Annotated in this window: 11 protein-coding genes; 2 read left to right on the top strand and 9 right to left on the bottom strand. The window is 57.7% G+C overall.

Translation table 11 applies throughout. The features are described from left to right. Window positions 1-221: 221 nt before the first annotated feature. Window positions 222-1,349, top strand: a complete 1,128-nt coding sequence (locus DW58_RS15220) for an aminopeptidase (RefSeq protein ID WP_024547895.1) — start codon at window positions 222-224, stop codon at window positions 1,347-1,349. 51 nt (window positions 1,350-1,400) lie between these two features. Here the strand turns inward: DW58_RS15220 and cysH are convergent, their stop codons facing one another. Genes cysH through cysJ form a run of 3 tightly spaced genes read right to left on the bottom strand, consistent with a single transcriptional unit; the run spans window position 1,401 to window position 5,685 of the window. Further along, window positions 1,401-2,135 (bottom strand): phosphoadenosine phosphosulfate reductase, encoded by a 735-nt coding sequence (cysH, locus tag DW58_RS15215; protein WP_024547894.1) that lies wholly within the window; start codon window positions 2,133-2,135, stop codon window positions 1,401-1,403. A 29-nt stretch (window positions 2,136-2,164) separates the two neighbouring features. Continuing rightward, complete coding sequence (cysI, locus tag DW58_RS15210) at window positions 2,165-3,877, bottom strand: assimilatory sulfite reductase (NADPH) hemoprotein subunit (RefSeq protein WP_024547893.1); 1,713 nt, start codon at window positions 3,875-3,877, stop codon at window positions 2,165-2,167. Beyond that, window positions 3,877-5,685 carry an NADPH-dependent assimilatory sulfite reductase flavoprotein subunit gene (gene cysJ, locus DW58_RS15205; protein WP_029593064.1) on the bottom strand — a complete coding sequence of 603 codons (1,809 nt, stop codon included), beginning with the start codon at window positions 5,683-5,685 and terminating at the stop codon, window positions 3,877-3,879. The genes cysI and cysJ overlap by 1 nt, the downstream gene beginning before the upstream one ends. Before the next feature lie 441 nt (window positions 5,686-6,126). On the opposite strand from cysJ, the gene queD reads away from it, so the two are divergent. Next, window positions 6,127-6,489: a 6-carboxytetrahydropterin synthase QueD gene (queD, locus tag DW58_RS15200; protein ID WP_024548229.1), complete on the top strand. Its 363-nt coding sequence runs from the start codon at window positions 6,127-6,129 to the stop codon at window positions 6,487-6,489. Window positions 6,490-6,584: 95 nt separating this feature from the next. On the opposite strand, the gene queE is transcribed toward queD, so the two are convergent. The 6 genes from queE to relA form a co-directional block, all read right to left on the bottom strand. Beyond that, window positions 6,585-7,256, bottom strand: coding sequence for a 7-carboxy-7-deazaguanine synthase QueE (queE, locus tag DW58_RS15195; protein WP_024548230.1), 672 nt, complete (start codon window positions 7,254-7,256; stop codon window positions 6,585-6,587). Between the two features lie 109 nt (window positions 7,257-7,365). Continuing rightward, window positions 7,366-8,388, bottom strand: a complete 1,023-nt coding sequence (gene adhP, locus DW58_RS15190; RefSeq protein ID WP_024548231.1) for an alcohol dehydrogenase AdhP — start codon at window positions 8,386-8,388, stop codon at window positions 7,366-7,368. A 161-nt stretch (window positions 8,389-8,549) separates the two neighbouring features. After that, window positions 8,550-9,845 carry a phosphopyruvate hydratase gene (gene eno / locus DW58_RS15185; protein ID WP_024548232.1) on the bottom strand — a complete coding sequence of 432 codons (1,296 nt, stop codon included), beginning with the start codon at window positions 9,843-9,845 and terminating at the stop codon, window positions 8,550-8,552. Between the two features lie 173 nt (window positions 9,846-10,018). Next, window positions 10,019-11,656 (bottom strand): glutamine hydrolyzing CTP synthase, encoded by a 1,638-nt coding sequence (gene pyrG, locus DW58_RS15180; RefSeq protein WP_024548233.1) that lies wholly within the window; start codon window positions 11,654-11,656, stop codon window positions 10,019-10,021. Between the two features lie 351 nt (window positions 11,657-12,007). Further along, the gene (gene mazG, locus DW58_RS15175) at window positions 12,008-12,799 is read right to left on the bottom strand and encodes a nucleoside triphosphate pyrophosphohydrolase (protein ID WP_024548234.1); all 792 of its coding nucleotides are present in this window, start codon (window positions 12,797-12,799) and stop codon (window positions 12,008-12,010) included. Window positions 12,800-12,887: 88 nt separating this feature from the next. After that, window positions 12,888-15,119: a GTP diphosphokinase gene (gene relA / locus DW58_RS15170; protein WP_024548235.1), complete on the bottom strand. Its 2,232-nt coding sequence runs from the start codon at window positions 15,117-15,119 to the stop codon at window positions 12,888-12,890. Window positions 15,120-15,173: the final 54 nt, after the last annotated feature.

Here is a 15,173-nt window from a genome sequence, read left to right as displayed (position 1 = left end):
ACCGAGCCAGAGGTGACTATAGGGGCCGTGGCACAGCGAATGAAATTACCAATTGGAATGAGTAGTTCCACAAAAGAATAAACGTCGGAAAAAGCTAATCGCAAAAAGTGCTAACGCGGCGCAAAATAGTCGGACGACAGTAATTAATCCGGGCAATGAATTTTCGAATTACTTACAATTTGAAGCCATTCCCGGTTCTGACCCCATTCAAAGGATGAGTTATGTTTTCCGCGTTGCGCCGCGCTGTTATGTACGCAGCTCTTGGCGTGTGCCTCTCTCCGGTTGCCGTTGCCCAAACGCCCAACGACAAACCCGGCTCGATTGCCGCCCAACATACCCGATACATCGCTACCGTCTTTCCCGGCAGAATGACCGGCTCACCCGCCGAGATGCTCGCCGCCGACTATGTGAATCAGCAGTTCACGCGCCTTGGGTATCAGAGCGATATCCGCCGCCTGGATATTCACTACCCCTACCGCCACGCCGCCCGCCGCGTCGACTGGCAGCATGTGCAGGGCCATATGGTGATCGCCGGTAAAAAGGCGGCGTCACCGTACCAGATTATCGTCATGGCGCATCTCGACACCTTCGCACCGCAAAACGATCGCGACACCAACCACAACCTGGGCGGGTTGAGCTACCAGGGCGTGGACGATAACGCGGCGGGGGTCGGGGTAATGCTGGAGCTGGCCGAACGGCTGCGCGATGTGCCGACCGGCTACACGCTGCGCTTTATTGCCACCAGCGGTGAAGAGGAGGGGCGGTTCGGCTCCACCAACTACGTCGAGAAGATGAGCGCCCAGGAGCGGGCTAACACCCTGCTGGTCATTAACCTGGATAACCTGATTGTCGGCGACCGGCTCTACTTCAACAGCGGGAAAAATACCCCGGCGGCGGTAACGAAACTGACCCGCGACCGCGCGCTGGCTATCGCCGCGCGAAAAGGGATCCGCGCCGCCATCAATCCCGGCTTGAACCCGACCTACCCCAAAGGCACCGGCTGCTGTAATGACGCAGACGCCTTCGATGACTACGGCGTACCGGTGCTGAGCGTGGAAGCGACGAACTGGTCGCTGGGCAAGCATGATGGCTACCAGCAGGTCACCAAAAGCCGCGCCTTCCCGGACGGCTACGCCTGGCACGATCCGAAGCTCGACAGCCTCGCCCATCTGGATAAGGCTCTGCCTGGGCGCATTGAAAAGCGCAGCCGCGACGTGGTGAACGTGCTGCTGCCGCTGATTACCGGGCTGGCGACCGCTGAATTGCAGCCGGAAGACACACCGCTCAAGGGTGACAGGATTCCGATCGGCACCGTGCATCCCTCTCCGGAGCAGGCGGCCCGAAAATAACAACGGGGGAGCCGTAGCTCCCCCGTTGTACGCATCACGCCGTGCAGGCCTTTACCCCTCGTGCAGTCCGCACTCGCGTTTCAGGCCGAAGAACCGGGTCTCCTCTTCCGCCATGCCCGGTTCCCACTTACGGGTGGTGTGGGTATCCCCCACCGACAGATAGCCCTCATCCCACAGCGGATGGTATTTCAGGCCGTGCTTTTGCAGATACTGGTAAACGGTGCGGTTGTCCCAGTCGATGATCGGCAGCACCTTAAATATTCCGCGCTGGACGCCGAGCACCGGCAGCTCGGCGCGGCTACCGGACTGTTCACGGCGCAGGCCGGCAAACCAGGTTTGCGCGCCGAGCTCCTTCAGGGCGCGGTTCATCGGCTCCACTTTGTTGATCTCGTTGTACTTCTCAATGCCCGTTACGCCCTGCTCCCACAGCTTACCGTAGCGCGCCTCCTGCCAGGCCGGGCTTTGCGCGGCCCGATAGACCTGCAGATTGAGGTTCAGTTTGTCGGTCAGCTCGTCGATGAACCGGTAGGTTTCCGGGAACAGATAGCCGGTATCGGTCAGGATCACCGGAATATCCGGCCGCTGCCGGGTCACCAGATGCAGACAGACCGCCGCCTGAATACCGAAGCTGGAGGAGAGCACAAACTCCCCCGGCAGATGCTCCAGCGCCCATGCCACGCGCGCTTCCGCGCTCAGGGCTTCCAGTTGCGCGTTGGTGCCTGCCAGCACCTCCGCCCGATCCGGGCCGGACAGCGTATGTAGCGCGTTGAGATCGAGTAAAGCCATGTTCACCTCACGATTGTGTCGTTGGAGCGTTATTCCCAGAAATCACGCGCCGGGTCGAGCACCGGACGAATGATGCCGCTGCGCACGGTGAAATCGCCGAATCCTTCCCCCGCCTCGCGCTCTTTCGCCCAGCGCCCTACCAGTTCATCAAGCGACGCCAGGATCTCCGGCTCGGTGATGTTTTCTTTGTACATGCGAGGGATACGCGTCCCGATGCGGTTGCCACCGATGTGCAGGTTGTAGCGGCCCGGCGCTTTGCCCACCAGCCCCACCTCTGCCAGCATCGCGCGGCCGCAGCCGTTCGGGCAGCCAGTGACGCGCATCACGATGTGATCGTCGCCCACGCCGTGTTTAGCCATCGTCGCTTCCACCTTATCAACGAACGACGGCAGGAAGCGCTCGGCTTCGGCCATCGCCAGCGGACAGGTCGGGAAGGAGACGCAGGCCATCGAGTTTTCACGCTGCGGCGTCACGGCGTTCATCAGCCCGTGGGTGACCGCCAGTTGCTCAATTTTCGCTTTCTCGCTCTCCGGCACGCCCGCCACGATCAGGTTCTGATTCGCGGTTAAGCGGAAATCCCCTTTATGGATCTTAGCAATTTCCAGCAGACCGGTTTTTAACGGACGATCCGGGTAGTCGAGAATACGGCCATTTTCGATAAACAGCGTCAGGTGCCACTGGTCGTCAATGCCCTTCACCCAGCCGATGCGGTCGCCGCGTCCGGTGAATTCGTAGGGGCGGGTCGGCGCAAAGGTGATGCCCGCGCGGCGCTCCACTTCCGCTTTGAACGTTTCGACACCGACGCGCTCAAGCGTGTATTTGGTTTTGGCATTTTTACGGTCGGTACGGTTGCCCCAGTCGCGCTGGGTCGTGACCACCGCTTCCGCCACCGCCAGGGTGTGCTCGAGCGGGATATAGCCGAATTCGCTCGCGGTACGGGCGTAGGTTTTCTTGTTGCCGTGCTCAATCGACAGCCCGCCGCCTACCAGCAGGTTGAAGCCCACCAGTCTGCCGCTCTCGGCGATAGCGATAAAGTTCATGTCGTTGGCGTGCAGATCGACGTCGTTCTGCGGCGGGATCACCACCGTGGTTTTGAACTTACGCGGCAGATAGGTTTTCCCGAGGATCGGCTCCTCGTCGGTGGTCGCCACCTTTTCGCCGTCGTGCCAGATCTCCGCATAGGCGCGGGTCTGGGGCAGCAGATGTTCGGAGAGCTTTTTTGCCCATTCGTACGCTTCGGCGTGCAGCACCGACTCAACCGGATTGGAGGTGCAGAGCACGTTACGGTTAACGTCGTTCGCCGTTGCCAGCGCGTCGAGGCCCACTTCGTGCAGCATCTGGTGCGCCGGCTTCACGTTCTTCTTGAGAATACCGTGGAACTGAAAGGTCTGACGGTTGGTGATACGAATGCTGCCGTACAGGGTCTTATCCGCCGCGAACTTATCAATGGCCTGCCACTGACGCGTGGTGATGATGCCGCCCGGCAGACGGCAGCGCAGCATCATTGCATGACGCGGCTCCAGCTTCTGCTCCGCACGCTCGGCGCGAATATCGCGATCGTCCTGCTGATACATGCCGTGGAAACGGATCAGCAGGAAGTTGTCGCCATTGAATCCGCCGGTCAGACCGTTGTTGAGATCTTCCGCGATGGTACCGCGCAGATAGTTGCTCTCGCCCTTCATGCGCTCGGCATCGGCCAGTTTGCCTTCGACCACCAGAGGGCCTGGGTGTTTATCGCTCATTAGTAGACATCTCGCTGATAACGGCGCTCAACGCGCAGCTCACTTAAATATTCATCCGCCGCGTCGGTGTCCATGCCACCAAACTCGACGATCGCGTCCAGTAAAGCCTGCTCAACGTCTTTGGCCATGCGACTGGCATCGCCGCAGACGTAAATGTGCGCGCCTTCTTCGTTGATCCAGCGCCACAGCTCTGCGCCCTGTTCGCGCAGTTTGTCTTGTACGTATATTTTATGTTCCTGATCCCGTGACCAGGCGAGATCGATGCGGGTCAGCACGCCCTCTTTGACGTAGCGCTGCCACTCGACCTGATACAGGAAATCTTCGGTGAAGTGCGGGTTGCCGAAGAACAGCCAGTTTTTCCCGGGTGCCTCATCGGCGGCGCGCTGCTGCATAAAGGCGCGGAACGGCGCAATACCAGTGCCCGGGCCTATCATGATCACCGGGGTTTCCGGGTTGGCCGGCAGGCGGAAATTGTCGTTGTGCTCGATGAACACCCGTACCTCGCCATCCTCCTCAACGCGATCGGCGAGGAAGCTCGAGGCGCCGCCCGCGCGGGCGCGGCCTTCTACGTCGTAGCGCACGACCCCAACGGTAATGTGCACTTCGTTTTCCACTTCCGCCTGGGACGAGGCGATCGAGTAAAGGCGCGGGGTGAGCGGACGCAGCAGGCCGGTAAGCTGTTCGGCGTCAAGCTGTGCCGGCGCGAAACGCACCATGTCGACAATTGGCGTCAGCGCAGCGTAGTGCTGCAGCTTGTTTTTATCGCCCACCATCGCCAGCAGCGTCTCGTTGCGTGACAGGGCGGCATAATTCTCAACGATAGCGGACGTGTTGACCGTCAGCTCAAAATGCCACTGCAGCGCCTCACGCAGGGCAATGCTTTTGCCCTCGTGCTGAACCAGCTCATCGCCGGTCAGCCACAGCAGTTCCACCAGTTCCTTCACCAGCGCCGGATCGTTCTGATACCAGACGCCGAGCGCATCGCCAGGCTGGTAACGCAGGCCGGAGTCGCCAAGATCGATCTCCAGGTGGCGCACGTCCTTATCCGAGGCGCGGCCGGTGATTTTCTGGTTTACCGCAAGCGTAGCGGTCAGCGGCTGCTCTTTGGTGTACGGGGTGGAATCGACCTGGTTTACCGCACCGCTGGCCGCAGTGGCGACCTGTGCGCCCGAGGCGGCTGGCGCCCGGTCTTTCAATACCGACACCACGCGTGCGCGCCAGGCGGTGGCCAGCTCCTGGTACTCCACGTCGGCATCGACACGGTCGAGCAGACGCTCGGCACCAAGCTCGGCGAGTTTGTTGTCGAAATCTTTCCCTGACTGGCAGAAGAACTCATAGGAGCTGTCGCCGAGGCTGAAGACCGCAAAGGCGGTGCCGTCGAGCTTCGGCGCCTTTTTAGAAAACAGAAACTTGTGCAGCGCGACGGCCTCTTCCGGCGGCTCGCCCTCACCCTGGGTGGAGGTCACCACCACCAGCAGTTTTTCCGACGCGATCTGCTTGAACTTGTAGTCCCCGGCATTGACCAGGTTGACGCTCAGCTTTTCAGCCAGCAGATCGTCGCGCAGCGCTTCCGCCACGCGACGGGCGTTCCCGGTCTGGGAGGCGGAAATGATGGTTATGCCGGGCATCTCGGGGGCGGCTGGCTGGGCGAGCGCCGTAGCGCCGGGCTGCTGATTGAGCACGCCCCAGAAATAGCCGGATACCCAGGCCAGCTGCGTGGGCGTAAGGTCGTTAGTAGCGGCCTGGAGGCGCGCCATCTGCTCCGGATTAAGCGGGAGCGGTGCTGAAGGTGGGGCCTGAGTCGTCATGCGTTGTTGAGTTCCAGTAAGCAAGGCTGTGTTCAGGTTGAAACAGCAAGAAATGCACCTGATTTATTGGTTTATGGCTAGCCTGACGCATTTACGCTGCCGGGTAACGGTTATCCGCTTTTTCGGCACCTGTTGGTCAGAACGCGCATCAGGCAAAAAGCGTCGCCCGCTGCCGCGCAAATAATGATGGGTATCAGGGTAACGGCCGGAATAATAACAATTAAAGAAGGGTTGGAAATATTAAATAACCAAATCGACTAATCGTTTTTTCGGGTAGTTATTAGTGTTAAAAGTGGTTAATTAACCCATTGATATTATTGATTCTTAAAGTGGTCGGGACGCAGCATTTTCCCGCAGGGCGTTAATGCGGGTTTTAGCTAATGCGAAAAAAAGCCAGTTCCGGTACTATGCGGCGGTTTTTAGCCTTTCTGAGACTCTGTTATGCCTACCACGCTGTTTAAAGATTTCACCTTCGAAGCCGCTCACCATTTACCGAACGTGCCGGAAGGCCACAAGTGCGGACGCCTGCACGGTCACTCCTTTATGGTGCGCCTGGAAATAACCGGCGAGGTGGACGCGCATACCGGCTGGGTAATGGATTTTGCCGAGCTGAAGGCGGCGTTCAAACCGGTCTATAACCGCCTTGACCACTACTATCTGAATGAGATCCCGGGCCTGGAAAATCCCACCAGCGAAGTGCTGGCGGCCTGGATCTGGAATGAGATGAAGCCGGTGCTGCCGCTGCTAAGCGCGGTCATGGTGAAAGAAACCTGCACCGCCGGCTGCGTATACCGCGGCGAGTAATCCCCTTCTCTGATCAGAGAAAGGTGTGCTGCTGAACAAAACGGGAGTGCGCCAGAGGTCCCTCTCCTGTCGGGAGAGGGTCAGGCCGGAGAGAATCAGGCGATATTCAGGTATTTGTGCGTCTGCATCGACAGCCGCCAGTTGCGGGCGATACAGGTTTCGATGCATAGCCGGGTGGCATCCTCTTTCTGGCTGATAGGCTGCAGGGCGATAACGCGCTGTTTCTCATCCTTCAGGGTCGCCAGCAGATCGTCGAGCGCTTCGATGTCGCGCATCCGCCCAACCGGGTGTTTGATCTCATCCGCACGCTGCAGCGCCTGCGCAATCACATCGTACCCACCTTTCATATTCACCTTCGGGGATACCGTCACCCAGGTGCCCGTCGTACAGCGCACGTCATGCGTTCCGCTGGTTTCAATCTGGCAGCTAAAGCCCAGCGCTTCGAGCGCCATGGTCAGCGGCATCAGATCGTGGATACAGGGTTCACCGCCGGTGATCACCACATGGCGAGCCGTCCAGCCCTGGCGCTCAATGATAGCCAGCAGATCTTCACTGCTTGCCGCGCCCCATTTGTCGCTCTCTTTGGTTTTTGCGAGCACGCTGAACAGCGACACTTCCCGATCGCTCAATTTGTCCCAGGTGTGTTTGGTGTCGCACCAGGCACAGCCTACCGGGCATCCCTGTAAACGGATGAAAATGGCGGGAACGCCGGTGAAGTAACCCTCGCCTTGCAGGGTCTGGAACATTTCATTAATCGGGTACTGCATGATTCACTCTTGATTGCGGGAAACCGCGATTATCGCAGAACTCACGGCTGAGGTCATGTGTTGTGGCACCGACGCGATGCACGCCGGTGCCTGAGCGTTAAGCGAACGCTTAACGGACTGACTTATGCTTAAAATCGATGACCATTCGGCCTTTGATTTTTCCGCTTTCCATTTCATGGAAAATGGCGTTGATATCCTCCAGCGGGCGCAGGGTCACCGTAGGTTTAACCTTTCCTTCGGCTGCGAACTGGAAGGCTTCCGCCAGATCCTGGCGCGTTCCCACCAGCGAACCGACCACTTCGATGCCGTCCAGCACCAGACGGGGAATGTTCAGGCTCATGGACTCCGACGGCAGGCCAACCGCGACAATTCGCGCTCCGGCGCGTACCGCGTCTACCGCAGAGTTAAACGCCGCCTTCGCCACGGCGGTCACCACCGCCGCGTGGGCGCCACCGGTCTGCTCCTGAATGATCTTCGCCGCGTCTTCGTTGCGCGAGTTGATCACCAGATCGGCCCCGCTCTCTTTGGCGAAATCGAGCTGCAGATCGTTAACATCTACCGCAATCACCTTCGCGTTAAAGACGTTTTTAGCGTATTGCAGCGCGAGGTTACCGAGACCGCCAAGCCCGTAGATAACGATCCACTGGCCGGGTTTGATATTGGAAACTTTTACCGCTTTATAGGTGGTGACGCCCGCGCAGGTAATGCTACTCGCCGCGGCGGAATCGAGGCCGTCAGGCACCTTAACCGCATAGTCGGCTACCACAATGCACTCTTCCGCCATCCCGCCATCGACAGTGTAACCCGCGTTAGTGACGGTGCGGCACAGCGTTTCGTTGCCGCTGTTACAGTACTCGCAGTGGCCGCAGCCACGGAAAAACCACGCCACGCTTGCCCGGTCGCCAACCTTGAGGGAGGTTACCCCAGGGCCGATGGCCTTAACCACACCGATCCCTTCATGCCCCAGCGTACGGCCTGTGACATCGCCAAAATCGCCATTCTTCACGTGCAGGTCGGTATGACATACACCGCAGCACTCCATGCCCAGCAGCGCCTCGCCGTGTTCCAGTGGACGCACGGTTTTATCAATGATTTCTACGGAACGATCTTTGCTGACTACGGCTGCTTTCATCGCTGTCTCCTTGTCTGTGAGGGTCTCTCTCTACACTGGACCTCCTGACCGTGAAGCGCAACTCCCAATATTTCCCAAAAAAAAGATTAAGAAATTGGCTACCTTTTACCCATAAAAAAACCCGCCGAAGCGGGTTTTTTGTGTGATGCGGCAGTAACGAATTACTGACCTTTCACTTCGCGCAGGCCGTTGAACGGTGCACGATCGCCCAGCGCTTCTTCGATACGGATCAGCTGGTTGTATTTAGCAACACGGTCAGAACGGCTCATGGAACCGGTTTTGATCTGGCCTGCAGCAGTACCTACCGCCAGGTCAGCGATGGTTGCATCTTCAGTTTCGCCAGAGCGGTGAGAGATAACGGCAGTGTAGCCCGCATCTTTCGCCATCTTGATTGCAGCCAGCGTTTCGGTCAGAGAACCGATCTGGTTGAATTTAATCAGGATGGAGTTAGCGATACCTTTTTCGATACCTTCTTTCAGGATCTTGGTGTTGGTTACGAACAGATCGTCACCCACCAGCTGGATTTTGTCGCCCAGCACTTTGGTCTGGTAAGCAAAGCCGTCCCAGTCAGATTCGTCCAGGCCATCTTCGATGGACACGATCGGATACTGTTTGGTCAGATCTTCCAGGAAGTGGGTGAACTCTTCAGAGGTGAACGCTTTGTTGCCTTCGCCAGCCAGTACGTACTTGCCGTCTTTGTAGAATTCAGACGCAGCGCAGTCCATCGCCAGGGTGATGTCTTTGCCCAGCTCGTAGCCTGCTGCTTTAACCGCTTCAGCGATAACCGCCAGCGCTTCTGCGTTAGAACCCAGGTTCGGCGCGTAGCCGCCTTCGTCACCAACGGCAGTGCTCATGCCTTTGGATTTCAGGACTTTCGCCAGGTTATGGAAAACTTCAGAACCCATACGGATGGCTTCTTTCACAGTTTTCGCGCCAACCGGCTGAATCATGAATTCCTGGATATCAACGTTGTTGTCTGCGTGCTCGCCGCCGTTGATGATGTTCATCATCGGCAGAGGCATGGAGAATTTACCCGGGGTGCCGTTCAGTTCAGCGATGTGCTCATACAGCGGCTGGCCTTTAGAGGCAGCAGCAGCTTTGGCGTTCGCCAGAGACACAGCCAGAATGGCGTTAGCACCGAAGTTAGATTTGTTTTCGGTACCGTCGAGATCGATCATGATCTTATCGATGCCAGCCTGATCTTTGGCATCTTTGCCAAGGATTGCCTGAGCAATCGGGCCGTTAACCGCGCCAACGGCTTTGGTTACGCCTTTACCCAGGAAACGGGATTTGTCGCCATCGCGCAGTTCCAGCGCTTCGCGGGAACCAGTAGAAGCACCTGACGGAGCAGCAGCCATACCGACAAAACCGCCTTCCAGGTGAACTTCGGCTTCAACAGTCGGGTTACCACGGGAGTCGATGATTTCACGACCGATGACTTTAACGATCTTGGACATTGGGTTTTCCTCTAGCAAGTTAAACTAAAACTCCAGACAAACAACGCGCTTCCTGAACTGACACGCGGTAGCGGCTTTCGTTCAGCGGCCGACTGAATTGTGGCGACCGGTGATGCCCTGCTACCGCGAGAAACGTATCGGCGTCTAAGCCGCGTTGCCGTTATAACTGCTTGTTACTTCGCCTGACGCTTCTGGTACTCGCTTGCCGCTTTCACAAACCCGGCAAACAGCGGATGCCCGTCACGTGGGGTGGAAGTAAATTCCGGGTGGAACTGGCAGGCCACAAACCACGGATGGTTCGGAACCTCGATGATTTCAACCAGCTGATCATCACCGGAACGGCCTGCAACATGCAGACCTGCTGCTTCAATTTGCTTCAACAACATGTTGTTGACTTCGTAACGATGACGGTGACGCTCAACGATAGTTGGCGTGCCGTACAGCTGACGTACGCGGCTATCCTCAGACAGCTGGCACTGCTGCGCGCCGAGGCGCATGGTGCCGCCGAGGTCGCTCTTCTCGGTACGTACTTCAACGTTGCCGTTCTCATCACGCCATTCGGTAATCAACGCCACGACCGGGTATTTACAGTCTGGCACAAATTCCGTGGAGTTGGCGTCAGCCATACCCGCGACGTTACGGGCAAACTCCATCAGCGCAACCTGCATACCCAGGCAGATGCCAAGGTAAGGAATATTGTTTTCACGCGCATAGCGTGCGGTCGCCACTTTACCCTCTACGCCACGGTAGCCAAAGCCGCCGGGAATAAGGATGGCGTCCAGATCTTTCAGGACCTCTACGCCGCGGGTTTCCACATCCTGCGAATCGATAAGCTTGATGTTAACGGTGAGGCGATTTTTCAGCCCGCCGTGCTTCAGCGCTTCGATAACGGATTTATACGCATCCGGCAGTTCAATGTACTTCCCGACCATACCGATGGTGACTTCACCTGACGGATTGGCTTCTTCGTAAATAACCTGTTCCCATTCTGCCAGATTTGCTTCTGCGCAGTTCAGGCTGAATCGTTTACAAATATAATCGTCCAGCCCCTGGGATTTCAACATCCCTGGAATCTTATAAATAGAATCAACGTCTTTCAGTGAAATTACCGCTTTTTCTGGCACATTACAGAACAACGCAATTTTCGCGCGTTCGTTCGCCGGAACAGCACGATCGGAGCGGCAAATCAGAATATCTGGCTGAATACCGATAGAGAGCAGCTCTTTTACGGAGTGCTGCGTCGGTTTGGTTTTCACTTCACCGGCTGCGGCCATGTACGGCACCAGGGTCAGGTGCATATAGAGCGTGCGCTCGCGGCCCACTTCCACTGCCATCTGGCGAATCGCTTCAAGGAACGGCAGGGATTCGATATCACCTACGGTACCGCCGATTTCAACCAGCACCACGTCGTGGCCTTCACCACCTTCGATGATGCGCTCTTTAATGGCGTTAGTGATATGCGGAATCACCTGAACGGTTGCGCCCAGGTAGTCGCCACGGCGCTCTTTGCGCAGGACGTCAGAGTAGATACGGCCGGTAGTGAAGTTGTTGCGGCGGCTCATCTTGGTACGGATGAAACGCTCGTAGTGGCCGAGGTCAAGATCGGTTTCAGCGCCGTCTTCGGTAACGAACACTTCCCCGTGCTGAATAGGACTCATGGTACCCGGATCGACGTTGATATACGGATCCAGTTTCATGATGGTCACGTTGAGGCCACGGGCTTCGAGAATGGCTGCGAGGGAGGCTGCGGCAATGCCTTTACCCAGAGAGGATACGACCCCGCCGGTCACAAAAATATAGTTCGTTGTCATGCTGAACCTGAGAAGTTAGGTTTAAAAGACGGTGGATAACCAGGACGGGAAAGTAGTATACCCGAACAGCCAGGGCGCCACAAACTTTCCTTCTCCGTCTGCGGGCTGCTGCACGCTCTACCCGTCTGGGTTACCTCGCCCTTTATCACAAAAGAGATTCTCACCGTCTGTTGCACTTCACGCTGTTACCGCCCCGTTTTACCGCTAAAGCCCCGTCTGTGGCGTTCTTTGTCATGACGCGACGCCTGGGAGGCTCATGAAAATAGCCGCTTTTACGGAAATGTTTTTGACGCAAATCAACCGCTTGTCAGTTTACTTCAGGGCAGAAAGGGCCTTTAGAAGAAAAAGGCCTTAGATATCATGTTCCTGCTGCTTAACCTGCTGCCAGGCGTCTTCCATCTGCTCCAGGGTTGCATCGCTCATCACCAGCCCCTGGGCGGCAATAATGCTTTCCACCTGCCGGAAGCGGCGTTCGAATTTACGGTTCGCCTTTTGCAGTGCGGTTTCGGCTTTGGAACCCAGATGGCGAGAGAGGTTTACCGTGGCAAACAGCAGATCGCCAATCTCCTCTTCCAGCTTCGCTTCGTCGATCACCGCCTGCTGCGCCTCATGCATCACTTCATCAATCTCTTCATGCACTTTATCCAGCACCGGCCCGATAGAGGTCCAGTCGAAGCCAACGGCGGCACAGCGCTTCTGAATTTTATGCGCGCGCATCAGGGCCGGCAGGCTCTCCGGGATGTCGTCCAGCGCCGAGTGCTGCGCTTTCTCGGCGCGCTCATCGCTTTTGATTTGCTCCCAGCGGGCCAGTACTTCGCTGCTGGTGTGCGCTTGCGCCTCGCCGAAAATATGCGGATGACGGCGCTCAAGCTTGTCGCTGATGGCCGCGCAGATGTCGTCGAAGTCGAAACGGCCCTCTTCCTGCGCCATGCGGGCGTAGAACACAACCTGGAACAGCAGGTCGCCGAGCTCACCGCGCAGATCGTCGAAATCCTGACGCTCGATGGCGTCCAGTACCTCGTAGGTTTCTTCGAGGGTATAGGGCGCAATGGTGGAGAAGGTTTGCTCTTTGTCCCACGGGCAGCCGTTTTCCGGGTCACGCAGCCGCGTCATGATGCCGAGCAGGCGGTCGATCTGTTTCATGTTGGATCCTTACTGATAAACGGAGGGGGCAACACGTTCGCGCCCCACCCCTCCCAAACGGGAGGGGGAGAGAGGTGAGTCGGGGATGTTAGCCGCCGTGCAGACGCCGGGCATCAATGACGTCCGGCACCTGATTGAGTTTACCCAGCACGCGCCCCAGCACCTGCTGGTTGTAAATCTCGATTTCCATATCAATGGTGGCAAGCTGCTGACGGGTGTCCGAGTGGCTGGTGACACCAAGCACGTTGACCTTCTCGTTAGCGAGGATGGTGGTGATGTCACGCAGCAGGCCGCTGCGGTCATTCGCCGAGACGCGCACCACCAGCGAGTAACCGGCAGAGTAGCTTTCACCCCACACCGCGTCCACGATGCGCTCCGGGGCATGCGACTGGAGTTCAGCCAGCTGATCGCAGTCCACGCTGTGAATAGAGATGCCGCGCCCCTGGGTAATAAAGCCAACGATGTCGTCCCCTGGGATCGGCTGGCAGCAGCGGGCGATATGGTGCATCAGGTTGCCGACCCCCTCTACCACCACGCGGCCGTTGTCCTTGCTGCGGCCCTGCGGGGCATAGGTTTTTTGCTGCAGCTGACGCAGGGCGGCGGCGTCCTCCTCTGCCGCACTCGGCTTGTTGAACTGCGACTGCAGGAAGTTGACCATCTGGTTCAGGCGTATATCGCCCCCACCGATGGCGGCCAGCAGTTCATCCACTTCGTTAAAGTTGTAGCGCGGCAGCAGGTGCTTTTCCGCCTCTTTGAGGCTGATGCCGAGGCGTTCAAGTTCGTCATCCAGAATCTGCCGTCCGGCAAGAATATTCTTGTCGCGATCCTGCTTGCGGAACCAGGCGTGAATTTTCGATCGTCCCCGGCTGGTGGTGACGTAGCCGAGGTTCGGGTTCAGCCAGTCCCGGCTTGGGTTAGGCTGTTTCTGGGTGATGATTTCAATCTGGTCGCCCATCTGCAGCTGATAGGTAAAGGGCACAATGCGCCCGCCTATCTTGGCGCCGATGCAGCGGTGCCCCACGTCGCTGTGGATGTGGTAGGCAAAATCCAGCGGCGTTGAGCCCGCGGGCAGATCGACCACGTCACCTTTAGGCGTAAAGACGTAAACCCGGTCGTCAAACACCTGGCTGCGCACTTCGTCGAGCATTTCGCCGGAATCCGCCATCTCTTCCTGCCAGGCGATAAGCTTACGCAGCCACGCGATGCGATCTTCATGACCGGTATTGCCGCTGCGCTGCGCCCCCTCTTTGTACTTCCAGTGGGCGGCAACGCCGAGCTCGGCGTCCTCATGCATCTGGCGGGTGCGGATCTGGATCTCTACGGTTTTACCGTCCGGACCCAGCACAACGGTATGAATCGACTGATAACCGTTGGGCTTCGGATTGGCGACGTAGTCGTCGAACTCGTCGGGCAGATGGCGGAAATGGGTGTGCACAATCCCCAGCGCGGCGTAGCAGTCCTGCAAGCGCTCGGCGACGATACGCACCGCGCGCACGTCAAACAGCTCATCAAAGGCGAGATGCTTTTTCTGCATTTTGCGCCAGATGCTGTAGATGTGTTTTGGCCGGCCGTACACCTCTGCCTTAACGCCCTCCTCCTTGATGGACTTGCGCAGTACGCCGACAAACTCCTCGATGTAGTGTTCGCGATCGATACGGCGTTCATGGAGCAGCTTTGCGATGCGTTTGTATTCATCAGGATGCAGATAGCGGAAGCAGTAGTCTTCGAGCTCCCATTTGAGCTGGCCAATGCCGAGACGGTTCGCCAGCGGGGCATAGATGTTGGTGCACTCTTTTGCAGCGAGCACGCGTTCATCTTCCGGCGCGTCTTTCACTTCGCGCAGGTGGGCGATGCGTTCCGCCAGCTTGATGACCACGCAGCGGAAATCGTCCACCATCGCCAGCAGCATACGGCGCACGTTATCCACCTGTTCGGCGGAAACCGAATCCGTGTGCGCGGCCTTAAGCTGGCGGATCGCGTCGATATCACGCACGCCGTGAACCAGGTCTACCACCTCTTTACCGACGCTTTCGACCAGCACCTCTTCGGTGACCACGCCCGCATCGGCTAGCGGAAAGAGCAGCGCAGCGCGCAGGGTATCGATGTCCATGCTGAGCGTGGAGAGGATCTCAACCATTTCCACACCGCGCCAGAGCAGCAGTTCTGCATGCTGATGCCCCTGGGTTTGTTGCTCACAATAGACCCAGGTTTTGGCTAAGCGTTCACACGATTGCGGGCTTGCGATACCAAGAGTTGCGATCCATTTTTCATGATCGAATTCGCCTGCCTGACTCAAATGTGCACTTCTTACCGCAACCATTGTCCTCTCCTTTCGGGACCATTGGCCTGCCTGCATCGGCAAACCTGAACCACA

The organism is Siccibacter turicensis LMG 23730 (assembly GCF_000463155.2).
Classification (GTDB): domain Bacteria; phylum Pseudomonadota; class Gammaproteobacteria; order Enterobacterales; family Enterobacteriaceae; genus Siccibacter; species Siccibacter turicensis.
This window is presented reverse-complemented; position numbering and strand designations above follow the sequence as displayed.

Coding starts and splice junctions, on each gene's coding strand:
- cysH (WP_024547894.1), bottom strand. CDS start 2,135: ATGGCTTTACTCGATCTCAACGCGCTACATACGCTGTCCGGCCCGGAT.
- cysJ (WP_029593064.1), bottom strand. CDS start 5,685: ATGACGACTCAGGCCCCACCTTCAGCACCGCTCCCGCTTAATCCGGAG.
- queD (WP_024548229.1), top strand. CDS start 6,127: ATGCCTACCACGCTGTTTAAAGATTTCACCTTCGAAGCCGCTCACCAT.
- queE (WP_024548230.1), bottom strand. CDS start 7,256: ATGCAGTACCCGATTAATGAAATGTTCCAGACCCTGCAAGGCGAGGGT.
- mazG (WP_024548234.1), bottom strand. CDS start 12,799: ATGAAACAGATCGACCGCCTGCTCGGCATCATGACGCGGCTGCGTGAC.
- adhP (WP_024548231.1), bottom strand. CDS start 8,388: ATGAAAGCAGCCGTAGTCAGCAAAGATCGTTCCGTAGAAATCATTGAT.
- DW58_RS15220 (WP_024547895.1), top strand. CDS start 222: ATGTTTTCCGCGTTGCGCCGCGCTGTTATGTACGCAGCTCTTGGCGTG.
- relA (WP_024548235.1), bottom strand. CDS start 15,119: ATGGTTGCGGTAAGAAGTGCACATTTGAGTCAGGCAGGCGAATTCGAT.
- eno (WP_024548232.1), bottom strand. CDS start 9,845: ATGTCCAAGATCGTTAAAGTCATCGGTCGTGAAATCATCGACTCCCGT.
- cysI (WP_024547893.1), bottom strand. CDS start 3,877: ATGAGCGATAAACACCCAGGCCCTCTGGTGGTCGAAGGCAAACTGGCC.
- pyrG (WP_024548233.1), bottom strand. CDS start 11,656: ATGACAACGAACTATATTTTTGTGACCGGCGGGGTCGTATCCTCTCTG.